The 11,975-nt window shown below is 45.2% G+C and carries 11 protein-coding genes; all 11 read right to left on the bottom strand.

What is annotated here, in order from left to right:
- Positions 1–103 precede the first annotated feature (103 nt).
- Positions 104–1,537, bottom strand: a complete 1,434-nt coding sequence (locus K0H59_RS06915) for a sigma-54-dependent Fis family transcriptional regulator (protein ID WP_088211996.1) — start codon at positions 1,535–1,537, stop codon at positions 104–106.
- 288 nt (positions 1,538–1,825) lie between these two features.
- On the bottom strand, positions 1,826–2,236 hold the full coding sequence (gene fliS / locus K0H59_RS06910; RefSeq protein ID WP_088211997.1) for a flagellar export chaperone FliS: 411 nt from the start codon (positions 2,234–2,236) through the stop codon (positions 1,826–1,828).
- Positions 2,237–2,242: 6 nt separating this feature from the next.
- Positions 2,243–2,563: a flagella biosynthesis chaperone for FliD, FliT gene (locus K0H59_RS06905; protein ID WP_088211998.1), complete on the bottom strand. Its 321-nt coding sequence runs from the start codon at positions 2,561–2,563 to the stop codon at positions 2,243–2,245.
- A gap of 29 nt (positions 2,564–2,592) precedes the next feature.
- On the bottom strand, positions 2,593–3,963 hold the full coding sequence (gene fliD / locus K0H59_RS06900) for a flagellar filament capping protein FliD (protein ID WP_220055052.1): 1,371 nt from the start codon (positions 3,961–3,963) through the stop codon (positions 2,593–2,595).
- Between the two features lie 42 nt (positions 3,964–4,005).
- Complete coding sequence (locus tag K0H59_RS06895) at positions 4,006–4,392, bottom strand: flagellar protein FlaG (protein WP_088212000.1); 387 nt, start codon at positions 4,390–4,392, stop codon at positions 4,006–4,008.
- 131 nt (positions 4,393–4,523) lie between these two features.
- Positions 4,524–5,342, bottom strand: coding sequence for a flagellin (locus tag K0H59_RS06890; RefSeq protein WP_088212001.1), 819 nt, complete (start codon positions 5,340–5,342; stop codon positions 4,524–4,526).
- 260 nt (positions 5,343–5,602) lie between these two features.
- On the bottom strand, positions 5,603–6,424 hold the full coding sequence (locus K0H59_RS06885) for a flagellin (RefSeq protein WP_088212002.1): 822 nt from the start codon (positions 6,422–6,424) through the stop codon (positions 5,603–5,605).
- A gap of 94 nt (positions 6,425–6,518) precedes the next feature.
- Positions 6,519–7,730: a flagellar hook-associated protein FlgL gene (flgL, locus tag K0H59_RS06880; RefSeq protein WP_220055051.1), complete on the bottom strand. Its 1,212-nt coding sequence runs from the start codon at positions 7,728–7,730 to the stop codon at positions 6,519–6,521.
- A gap of 11 nt (positions 7,731–7,741) precedes the next feature.
- Positions 7,742–9,667, bottom strand: coding sequence for a flagellar hook-associated protein FlgK (gene flgK / locus K0H59_RS06875; RefSeq protein WP_220055050.1), 1,926 nt, complete (start codon positions 9,665–9,667; stop codon positions 7,742–7,744).
- Positions 9,668–9,707: 40 nt separating this feature from the next.
- Positions 9,708–10,862, bottom strand: coding sequence for a flagellar assembly peptidoglycan hydrolase FlgJ (gene flgJ, locus K0H59_RS06870; RefSeq protein ID WP_220055049.1), 1,155 nt, complete (start codon positions 10,860–10,862; stop codon positions 9,708–9,710).
- A gap of 17 nt (positions 10,863–10,879) precedes the next feature.
- On the bottom strand, positions 10,880–11,971 hold the full coding sequence (locus K0H59_RS06865) for a flagellar basal body P-ring protein FlgI (RefSeq protein WP_220055048.1): 1,092 nt from the start codon (positions 11,969–11,971) through the stop codon (positions 10,880–10,882).
- Between the last annotated feature and the right edge of the window lie 4 nt (positions 11,972–11,975).

The following is an 11,975-nucleotide window of genomic DNA, read 5'->3' as shown; positions in this document are numbered from 1 at the left end:
CTCCGTCAAAAAATTGCTTCTGACGGAGTGTTTGCAGATTCTATGCCAAATTAAGAAATGAATTTAGATAGGTAAAACAATAGGATAAACAACTGGAATAAGACTATTCTTTCGTCATTCCGTACTTACGCATTTTCTCAACTAAGGTCGTGCGGCGAATACCGAGCATCTCGGCGGCGCGCGCAACCACGTTATCCTGTTGCTCTAACGCTTGGCGTATCATATCGATTTCAAGCTCAGCCAACAGATCCTTAAGGTTTACCCCTTCCGGCGGTAACTCGCTCGGGAAACGAGTTTCAGGGATTTCAACCGGCTCTTCACTGGTGAAGATGGACGCCAATGCATCACGTTCCTGTTGTTCCTCACTGAGTTCGATACTGTATTCAGGCACATCGATATGGCGATACTTAATAGGCAAGTCATTCACATCGACTAACCCGCCCGGATACAAAATCGTTAAACGCTCTACAAGGTTAGACAATTCACGTACGTTACCCGACCAAGCGTGTTCTTTTAACGATTCAATCGCACGTTGAGTAAAACGAACTTTGCCACGGCCTTCGTTATAGACTCGGCTTACCAGCTCTTGCAACAGTAAGGGAACGTCATCCTTGCGGTCGCTTAATGCGGGCATTTCGATTGGAAAGACGTTGAGACGATAATACAGATCCTCACGGAACTCATTCCCCGTGATCATGCTTTCAAGATCTCTGTGGGTTGCAGCTACAACGCGGACATCGGCATTGATAGTCTTAGTGCCGCCGACACGCTCAAAAACACGCTCCTGTAACACACGCAGTAACTTGACCTGCATCTGCAAAGGCATATCACCGATCTCATCGAGAAACAGTGTGCCACCTTCGGCAAGCTCGAAACGGCCCTTACGTGAGCTAATGGCACCCGTAAAAGAGCCCTTCTCATGACCGAACAATTCGCTTTCGAGTAGTTCTGGCGGAATCGCACCACAGTTAACCGGAATAAAGGGACCATCACGACGTTCAGATAAGTAATGGATATTACGAGCAACCACTTCCTTACCCGTGCCCGACTGCCCGAGCACTAACACCGTCGCATCAGACGTCGCAACCTGACTGATCAAATGACGAACATTCGCAATGCCTTCACTGCGACCCACTAAACTACGGAATAATTTGGTTTGATTCGCACTGGTAGGGACTTGTGGACGTTTAACCTGGCCATACACTTGGCAAAAATGCAGCAGCTCAGTGAGTTGCGGATAGTTTAATGGCTCTTCGATTTGACCTAGGATATTTGCAGCCTGTAACTCGCCCACATTGCCAAAGGACAAGATAGGTTGCCATGGATACTGATTCGCGATCGACTTTAATTCGTCAACGGACACAGTCTCTGTGCTGATCACCAAAGCGCGATAACGGGTATCTTGGAGGCTAGTGCTTAATTTTTCGATGGCGACAATCTCGATTTGCTCGCCCAAAAATTCAAAAATGCAACACAGGCGATTTAATCGCTCTGATGGGGTTCCGACAAGTAAAATTCGTTGATCTGTTTGCATCATTCAGTAGGCCGTAAAGCGCTAATTAGGTATCAATTCGCATTAATTATTTATGATTAGTTGCTGTAAAAGCTTAACAAATTCAATGTAACAATCTGTGCCACCATCACTACTGTGATGAATATTGTATTATCAGCAGTCGAGAAGCAAGCTTCGAATGCGGATTATGCCAAACTGAATTGATTTTAGTTCATTTATCCCATGATTCTAGTCAATTATGTCAACAAATTGACGAAAGCCAAAAAAAAGACGCACTCTGTGCGTCCTTTTTCCTGTTGATCTATAACACAATTAACGAGCTTCTGAATGCGAAGACATATTGTGTTTATCGGCAGGAATGGCATCCCAGCCTTCTTTGATGGTACGTAAAATATCGCACACATCATCAATCGCTTTTACATCATTATTGAGGTTAGCTTCGGAAATCTTACGCAGCATAAAATCATAAAGATCGCTGAGATTTTTAGCAATTTGCCCGCCTGCATCCATATCCAAGCTGTTATTTAATCCAGTAATAATACCAATGGCCTTGTTAATGTAAATGCCTTTACTTGGTAAGTCGTTTTGTTCAATTGCATAGCGACTCTGTGCTAAACGTTGTAACGCACCAGCAAACATTAACTGAATGATTCGATGTGGGGAAGCAACGGTAATTTCACTTTCTAGTGAAACCTTACGATATGATTGCAGTGACCCTCTCATAAACACCTACCTATTTGAATCTATAGTCTCATAAACACTTATCTGGCGCTTATTCTTACTGCTTGCATGTAATAATGCTTGCCTGTCAGCCATGATAATACTCGCCTTTTTTGAAAAGGCCTGAGTATGAGCAAGCTGACTATGAAGATAATTAGCATCCGTCATATTGGTATCGGCGACTAATACATTGAGTAAAAGTTGACGCTCTTCTACCATGCTTAGCAAGTTTGAGACCAAGTCATCGGTTCGAACATCTTCAGCAGGAATTCGTCTTAACTGTTCTAGCACTTGCTCCAGTGCCACATTCAGCTCATCGAGTTGCTTCACAAACGACCCCTTAACTTACATAAATCGATTTAGCTCTTTTTAACCGCGCCAGGTAATGAGTTTAGACGATCAACTAAACCGCTACTCTGTTGATTTAGTTGACCAACTACAAGGTCCATAGCATTAAACTGTTTAGTTAAGCGAGCAGTCAGCTGATCCATTTTAAGCGAAAAAGCTTCACGTTGGTCATCTAAGCGATTCTGTTGATTGGTATAACTTGTTTCCCGATCGGCAATCAAACCGCGAGATTTAACATAGCTATCAGCAAGATCATAAAAACGGTTTGCAAGCCCTTGTCCTGGCGTTGAAAACAATGCTTCGATGTTAGGCATATCTCCAGAAAGCGCTTTAGTCAGCTTAGTATCATCAATAGACATTTTTCCATATCTATCCGTTTTAATACCAATATCATAAAGTGCGATGGAACCACCATCCTCAGTAGGAATTCGCTCACTGGCAATACTTCGAAGTTGAGATTCAATGGAACGGATCATTGAATCACCTTGAAGTGCAGCTGCTGTCTTCTTGTCTTTATCGTAAGAAGACATCTTATCAATTGCTGTCGCTAAACTATTATAAGCTTCAACAAAGGCTTGCACATTGGTTTTAACAGCGTCGTTATCTTGTTCGATTTTTACCGTTGTGGTTTTAGCAACATCGGCATCTGTTAAATTCAATGTCACACCAGTAATCGCATTTTTTACTTCATTGGTTTGCGAAGTAACTTTTTGATTATCAATATAAAGCACGGCATTTTTGGCATCTTGCAGTGTAGTAGTATTACCAGTACCAAGCATATCGGTGAGCCCTGTACCAGACGTATCCGTGGCAGTGAGGTTTATCTGGTTATCTTCACCGGTTTTATTTGAACTAAACACTAAGCGACTGCCTGCATCACTGGTAATCACTGTAGCTGTGACACCAACATTATCCGAAGCTTCATTCACTTTTTTGGCTATAGCAGCTAAGGAATCAGTTGCGGCAATGTCGACCGAAAAAGTTTCGCCATTAATATCAAAAGCTAAACTCCCCTCCCCCACAGGCAGAATGGGATCGGTAACATTGGTCCCCGCAATCTTATGATTGACAGCTAATTGCTCAACTTTAATCCCATAGCTACCCGCTTGGGCCGTTTTATCAGCTGTAGCACTTAGGAAAGAGTCGCTACTAACAGAAATTTTCCGTTGATTTAATGCATCGCCTGTTTGAAGCTTTTTTACGGCATCCTGAAAAGTAGACAGTGCACTTTTTAATGTTCCCATCGCAGAAACTTTAGCTTTAATGCTGTCTTCAGTTTTATTAAACATCGCTTCTTTGGGTGTTTTCTCTGCATCGACTAGCACTTTTACGATATTAGTGATATCTAAACCAGAACCCATACCTGTCGCTGTTAATGCCATACAAACCTCTCACTCATCAACGGGTAAATTACTGTGCGAGCTTTAAGCCTCGGTTTTCATTAGAAGACCTGTCACTTCTGACAGTTTCTCAGCTAATTTAAGCGCTTCCTCACTAGGCATCTGTCTAATGACATCACCTGTATCTCTATCTAGGACTGTTACTACTGCTTGCCCCGAGTTTTCATCCACTTTAAATGCCAAGCCTTTACGCATCATTGACATCATATCAGAAAGCTCAGTCGCGACTTGGGTTAACTTTCCTGGCTCTTGTTCATTTTCTGTAGCACTTTGCTCTGTAGACTGTTCAACCACGGATACGGCAGCATCACTTTTTACTTCAACATCCGCCGTCGGTGCTTTCAGTGGTACTTGAGCTAAATCAACCCTGCTTTGAAGCGGAGCTGATGTACTGGCTATATTGATATCCATAGCTATACCTCACCATCAGGAGCATTTGTCTTATAACAGCTAAACAAACACTATAACTTTAATGACCATTTATGCGGCAAAGGGAGATCCGTCACCGAACCTCCCTTATAACCTTATACTTCAGTGTGTTATTAAAGTAGTGATAAGGCTACTTGAGGTAATTGGTTAGCTTGCGCCAACATTGCTGAGCCTGTTTGTTGCAACACTTGGTTCTTAGTCATTTGAGACGTTTCTTTGGCAAAGTCGACGTCTACAATACGACTCTTAGCATCGGCTACGTTAGCTTGAGTGTTAGCACTGTTGCTAATGTTGTGAGCTAAACGGTTTTGAATAGCACCTAACTTACCACGTTGAGTGTCAATAGATTTTATCGCTGCATCGATCTTAGTTAATGCAGTACTGCGAGCAGCAGAAGTTCCCGCTGATAGCGTCTTAACCGATAATGCTGTTGCGTCAGTTTTAGATACAGAGATACTGATGGTTTCACCATTTTGAGCACCAACTTGAAATTTCTTCCCTGAACCAAAACCACCACTCAATAGCTTGGTATTACCGAACGCAGTAGTTTTACCAATTTCTTCAATCTCATTAGCTAACTGAGTAAGCTCTGCTGTGATTGAAGCTAAATCTGCAGTACTATTCGCACCGTTCGTTCCTTGAATAGTTAGATCACGCATCCGTTGCAACATATTAGTTTGTTCTTGCATCGCGCCTTCAGCGATTTGCGCAATCGATATTGCATCATTCGCATTACGCATGCCAACTTCGAGACCACGAACTTGGCTATTTAGACGGTTAGAAATAGCGAGACCAGCAGCATCATCTTTTGCGCCGTTGATGCGAAGACCACTGGATAAACGTTCCATTGAAGTGGCCAAACCGCTAGCTGAAGTATTTAGGTTTTTCTGTGCTTTTAAAGATGTAACGTTTGTGTTTACTGTAATGGCCATGATCGTTTCCTCTTTATACCTGGCTTGTCTAAACTTGCCTGTCTACATAAGCCAGGCGGGTCTTAGTGGTTACAGTATATTTAACGGCCGCACCTTTTTTATCTTTAGAATTATTTTTCAAAAATTTTTATCTATATAAAAAATCTTTTTTTTCATATAGATAAAAATTTACCATTACAAAACTTTGCCTACTTTTCTAACCTTGGCTAGAACTAGAAAAAGTAGGCAAAAGTACTCGACAAAAATACACTAACTTAAGCTTAGCCCAATAGTGACAACGCCACTTGCGGCAGTTGGTTAGCTTGAGCAAGCATCGCAGATCCGGTCTGTTGTAATACCTGATTCTTAGTCATAACTGACGTTTCTTTCGCAAAATCGACATCCACAATACGGCTCTTTGCATCAGCTACGTTTGCTTGAGTATTAGCGCTATTACTAATATTGTGCGCTAGGCGGTTCTGAATTGCACCTAACTTACCTCGCTGACCATCGATAGTTTTAATTGCAGCATCAATCTTAGTTAACGCTGTACTACGGGCTGCAGATGTACCGGCAGATAATGTAAGAACCGATAACGAAGTTGCGTCTACTTTTCCTACAGAGATTTTAATATTTTCACCATTTTGATGCCCAACTTGAAACGTCTTCCCAGCAGCAAATCCACCACTTAATAGTTTTGTATTACCAAAAGCAGTTGTTTTACCAATTTGTTCAATTTCATTAGCCAATTGTGAAATCTCTGCAGATATCGAAGCTAAATCAGCAGTACTATTGGCACCATTCGTTCCTTGAATAGTTAAGTCCCTCATACGCTGTAACATGTTGGTTTGTTCTTGCATTGCACCTTCTGCAATCTGTGCGATAGAAATTGCATCGTTGGCGTTACGCATACCGACTTCCAGACCACGTACTTGGCTGTTTAAACGGTTAGAAATTGCTAAACCAGCCGCGTCATCTTTAGCACTGTTAATACGCAGACCGCTCGATAGACGTTCCATAGAGGTAGATAAACCACTATTGGAGGTATTTAAATTTTTCTGTGCCTTCATTGAAGTCACGTTTGTATTAACGGTAATAGCCATGTTGAGTTCCTCTTCCTAGTTATACTGCCAAGGCTTGGAGCTTGGCTAAATTTTTAACAATTTATCTTACAGAGGGTTAGGTCTTTGCTTTCTGTTAAATAAAGTCAAACAGGGAAACAGAACCCACCTTACTAAACACGTTAGAGACTGCGTTCAATGCAAGCTGCTGCTTTTCAAATTCCGTAATCGCTGACGCATAATCCAGATCTTCCAGTAGTGAAAGGGCTGAAGTATTCACCACCTTCTCTTCTGTATGAGTATCCTTGTAACGCTCGACGACTTTCAGATTATTACCCGCCACACTTCTGGCAGAACTGATCTGATTGACGCCACTATCGATATTATTCAATATCTGTGCCAACTGCGCTTGCCCTTGAGGTGTATTTGCAGAGTTGGGATCTTCGATCAAAGCGATCGCATTACTGATCGTATCGAAAATACTGATTTCAGCCTGTGGCGCCATGCTGAAACTATCGCCAGCACTGGGTTTACCGTCGATCTTGACTTCAATACCATTAAAACTTACAGGGTTAGTGGCATCGAAGTTAGCGACGTTTACGACAGGATTGTTTGCGGAATCAAGTATCTGCAGATTGACACCGCCAGCACCATTATCAGAGAAATTAAAGGTATAAGTATCAGCCACATAAGTAGACTGATCGGCTATTTTGGCGGTATCAACGTTAAATCCACCTTGCTGGCTGGCCAAATAATTGACGCTATAATCGCCAACCCCATTAGGCGCTTTCATAAACGCGAGATCGCCAGGAACATTGGTGCCGAGGGCTACACCGGACTGAACTAAGCTATCACGCACGCCAGAATCACCGCTGTAAACGATCTTTGGCGGCGTAGAATTATCGAAAGCAAAAGGTTGTTTGTCTGTGCTATATCCTGAAAACAGATAATTGCCTGATTCATCCTTACTATTGGCAATAGAAAGCAACTCTTCGAGGCTATCTTTCATCTCATCGGCAATCATTTGCCGCTCTGAGTCGGATAAGGTGCCGTTCACTGCACGCATCACTTGTTCACGAATAGATGCCGTTAAATCTTCGGCACTGCCTAGTTTGCTTTCGGTCACCGCGAGACGGTTATTGGCATAGTCGATATTCTTCATAAATTGATCGACTAAGGCATTGCGTTGATTGAGGTTATCGATACCTAAAGCCGCAACAGGGTCATCCCCTGAAGTACTCACCTTTTTGCCACTGCTGAGTTGCTCTAAAATTTTGCTCGTGGCCGTTTGTTTTTGCAGCACACTACTAATGCTTTGATTAAAGAGCTGCGCACTTGATAGTCTCATCGTCACTTCTCCTAACGCACTGAGGTCAGTAGGGTGTCAAAAATTTGCTGGGCGGTTGACATGATCCGCGCGGACGCTTGATAGGCCTGTTGGAAACGCATCAAGTTGGCCGCTTCTTCATCTAAGTTCACCCCCGATTCGCTCTCGACTCTTGCATAAGCCTGCTGATAAATGGCCTCTGCGGAATCGACTCGCACGCTCGCCGCCTTGGTTTGGCTACCAATATCTTGCTTGGTCTGTTCAAACACATCGGCAAGCGTCGACTTACCGCCATTCATCACTTTGGTTTCACTGAGTTTGGCCATTGCCAAGGCGTTAGTGTTATCCCCTTCGGCAAAGGATAAATCGAAGGTAAATTTGTCACCCGCAGCGGCCGCACTGCTATCGACTTCAAAGGTAAAGCCAAATGCACTAATGCTCGGTGGCGTATACGCCGCTGGCGCGCCAAGGGATGTGCCATTGGCATCGAAGGCTTCAAAGGTTGGCGGCACGGCGGTGGTATCTAATTGAATCGTCAGTTCGCTACCCGTTGTCGGGAAGTTTGCCGCATTACGGTTGGTAATTTGCGTTACCTTCACTTGAGTATTGCCTGAGTTTGCCGCATCTGGGGTGATTTTGGGCGCTGCCGCGGCAATGCCTTTCGGATCTGTCATCACCACTTCAATACCATTCGCCGCCCCAGCTGTGGGGCGAATAGCAAATCGATCCCCCGATGCCATGGCTCCGGCTTTAATATCAATTGAGAAACCTGCACCGCCTTCGAGCTTAGCGCCGTTTAAAGTCAGTGGCGTGATAGCGCCGGTTTGTGTATCTCTGAGTTCATAGGTGGCTGGCGCCGTAAAAGACAGCTCGTATGAGCCACCCGATAAGGCGCTGGTATCGTCAATATTGACACCTAAGGTTGCATTGCCTGTGTTACCTGATAATCCGCCAACACGACCCAGAGACATCAAAGGATCGTTGATATCCTTAAAGATATTGCCGCCCACTTGGCCGTTAAGGTCGAATCCTTGGGCCTGCAACTTGTTAAAGTTATCGGCAACCCCGAGGGCGAGTTGGTCGAGTTCTAAACTCGCAGGCACTAAAGTTTGCTCCCGATACTCAAATAGTGCACCGAGCTGGCCACCTAACTTACTCGGATCAGCCTTTACACTCTGCGAGCCAATGGTCGACATCAACTGTAATTCGTTGGGAAATGGATCGCCTGTCGCTGTATTCATTGACATAGCAACTTCGCCCGAAACCAACATAATCGAGCCGCCGAGCATAATGCTCTTGGCGCCATTTTCTAAGGGGATCACATTCACCTGCGCATACTGACTTAGCTCCTGCACCAGCGCATCTTGCTTGTCCAGTAACATGGCATCTTGGTTGGGCGACTTCATCAACTCGAGGTTAAGATTGGCAAGTTCAGTGCTGATCTCATTGATACGCTTGGTCATGCCAGTGATTTGATCATTGGTTTGACTGAGTTGTCCGTTCAGCGTCGACTGCATCTGGTTCAAACTGTTTGCCAATTGTTTGGCATCGTTTAAGGTCGAGCTACGAATGCCTAAATCAGCAGGTAAGTCCGCTAGACTGTTAAGGCCAGAAAACAGATCGTTCAAACTCTGCGGCACCACTTTGCCGATTTGCGAGAAGACTTGGTCAAGTTCACTCAACTTGCCATAGCTCGCTTCAGCAGCACTCAAGGTCGTTTGGCCAATACGCAATTCACGCGCAGCGTAGTCGTTATAAATACGTTTAACGTCAGAAACATAAGTGCCTGTACCGTAAAAACTATTGCCAAGACGTTGAGACTCTAAGGTGGTTTGTGTCGCCACTTGTCTGTGATAACCCGCGGTGTTGGCGTTGGCGATGTTATTACTGGTCACCCCCAGTTGCGATTGGGAGGCAAGCACGCCCGTACGGGCGATATTTAATAGATCGATAGCCATCAGCCGATACTCCCCAACACTAACATCCTATGAAGAATGATCATTTGTCTTCTCCTGGCAGTATCGATTTCAGCTCTTCACTGATGGACTGCATGACTTTAATGACTTTTTCAGCATATTTAGGATCGGTGGCATAGCCAGCATCCTGCAATGCGCGAATAAACTGAGTCGGTGACGCTGCCACTTTCTTGGCATCTTGATAACGCTCACCGTCAGCAATAAAGGATACGAAATCGTTAAAACTGTGCTCGAAATCGGCATACACCCTAAAATCGGCTTTTTGTCTAACGGCAATACCCTGCTCAAATTCCAAGGTACTCACGTTAGCCTTATCACCTTGCCAACGACGGTCGGCTTTAATGTTGAATAGGTTATGGCTAGGCGCGCCATTATTGCCGCGGACAATTTTTTGACCCCAACCCGTCTCAAGGGCCGATTGTGCTAATAACACTTCGGGTTTAGTGCCAAGGGCTTTGGCGGCTTTTTCCGCATGGGGGTAGAGCGTCGCCAAAAATTCTTCACGGCTACCAAACTTAAGGGTCTTTTGCGTCTCCCTAAATGCCGCCGTCGGCAAGATTTGGCCGCTGATCACAGGTTCGATTGGCGATAAGGGCTGTTCTGACCAAGTAGGCCTTGGCGTATCTATGGCCAACAAACGCTCGGGTCTATCAATATCTAAAGAAGACGTCACGCCATCGGCGTTATCCATCTCAACACTTGGGCGCGCAATCGAGACTGGCACGCCTTGGGCTGCAACGACTGGTGTTGCGGCACTTTGGGGTTCTGCAGTTGATGAGCTTTGCGCGGGAATGTTGAACGCTTTCGCATCATGTTGCAGCTTCATGCCGCCGTCATTACGCAACACGGATGCGGGCGTAAACTGGCTCGACTCGGGGGATAATTGCTGCACCATCATGTCTGCAAGTCCCAGCACACCTTTATCCGATAAATCGACGGATAACTGCTGATCCCGCATTTGCTCATAAAACTTAGTGTATTGGCTGTTAAGTGGGCTGTCGGATTCAAACACTGCGTTAGCATCACGCATGCTCTTCATCAGCATTTGCACGAACACGCCTTCAAATTGTTGGGCGACTTTTTTCAAGGCGCCCTTCTCATCTTTCTGAGCCTGGGCGCGCAGGGAATCGAGCCCGCCCAGATCAAGAAAATGTGATGAACTTGAAAGCTTTTCCATGATTTTCCCGACAGAAATTAGATGATGATAAGTTCACCATGCAAAGCACCTGCCACTTTTAACGCTTCGAGGATAGCAAGTACATCTGAAGGGGCCGCGCCCACCAAGTTTACGGCTCGCACTAACTCATCTAAGGTCGTGCCAGGATTGAACATAAACATCCGGCGATTGCTTTCGCTCGCATTGATCGTGCTGTTGCTCGTCACCGTTGTTTGACCATTCGCTAAGGCATTAGGTTGTGACACCTGAGTCGCTTCAGCAATAGTCACAGTCAAGCCACCATGCGTTACCGCGGCTGGCAATAACTTGACGTTCTGCCCAACCACAATCGTGCCAGTACGGGAGTTCACGATCACTTTGGCAGACTCTTCAGCAGGCTCCACTTCGATATTCTCGAGCGTGGCTAAAAAAGACACCCGTTGTGACACATCCCTTGGCGCACTAACCTGCACAGAGGTCGCATCCAATGGCCGCGCCATATCGGGACCAAGTAAGTCATTGATGGCATCGGCCATGCGCTGCGCGGTAGAAAAATCCGAGCGACGTAGGTTGAACGTCAAATAATCGCCAGTCGAAAATGGCGTTGCGACGCTACGTTCAACAATCGCGCCGTTAGGAATACGACCCACGGTTGGCGTATTTTGAATGACTTTAGAGCCATCCAAACCATCGGCACTAAAGCCGCTGACCACTAAACTGCCCTGAGCAATCGCGTATACATTACCATCAACCCCTTTAAGGAAGGTTTGCAATAGCGTGCCACCGCGCAGGCTTTTCGCTTCACCTAGGCTAGATACGGTGACATCCAATTCTTGACCAGGTTTGATAAAGGCCGGCATATCCGCATGCACCGCCACCACAGCTACGTTCTTAATTTTGGGTCTGAAATTATCGGGCAAGTTAATCCCAAAGTTTTTCAGCATGGTCATAAAGGTTTGTTCGGTGTAACGGGTCTTTTCGCCCGTACCGGGTAAACCGACGACCAAGCCGTAACCAATCAATTGGTTACTACGTACCCCTTGAACATTGGCAATATCTTTAATGCGCTCGGCTTGGCTTGGCTGTGAAAACACCAGCATGGCAACGGCTAAAATCAGTTTCAATTTCATGATA

This window comes from Shewanella sp. FJAT-51649, assembly GCF_019457435.1.
Taxonomy (GTDB): domain Bacteria; phylum Pseudomonadota; class Gammaproteobacteria; order Enterobacterales; family Shewanellaceae; genus Shewanella; species Shewanella mangrovisoli.
Note: the sequence above shows the minus strand (reverse complement) of the source record. Positions and strands in the feature narration are given on the sequence as shown.

Coding starts and splice junctions, on each gene's coding strand:
- K0H59_RS06915 (WP_088211996.1), bottom strand. CDS start 1,537: ATGATGCAAACAGATCAACGAATTTTACTTGTCGGAACCCCATCAGAG.
- fliS (WP_088211997.1), bottom strand. CDS start 2,236: ATGAGAGGGTCACTGCAATCATATCGTAAGGTTTCACTAGAAAGTGAA.
- fliD (WP_220055052.1), bottom strand. CDS start 3,963: ATGGCATTAACAGCGACAGGTATGGGTTCTGGTTTAGATATCACTAAT.
- K0H59_RS06895 (WP_088212000.1), bottom strand. CDS start 4,392: ATGGATATCAATATAGCCAGTACATCAGCTCCGCTTCAAAGCAGGGTT.
- K0H59_RS06890 (WP_088212001.1), bottom strand. CDS start 5,342: ATGGCCATTACAGTAAACACAAACGTTACATCTTTAAAAGCACAGAAA.
- K0H59_RS06885 (WP_088212002.1), bottom strand. CDS start 6,424: ATGGCTATTACCGTTAATACAAACGTGACTTCAATGAAGGCACAGAAA.
- flgL (WP_220055051.1), bottom strand. CDS start 7,730: ATGAGACTATCAAGTGCGCAGCTCTTTAATCAAAGCATTAGTAGTGTG.
- flgK (WP_220055050.1), bottom strand. CDS start 9,667: ATGGCTATCGATCTATTAAATATCGCCCGTACGGGCGTGCTTGCCTCC.
- flgJ (WP_220055049.1), bottom strand. CDS start 10,862: ATGGAAAAGCTTTCAAGTTCATCACATTTTCTTGATCTGGGCGGGCTC.
- K0H59_RS06865 (WP_220055048.1), bottom strand. CDS start 11,971: ATGAAATTGAAACTGATTTTAGCCGTTGCCATGCTGGTGTTTTCACAG.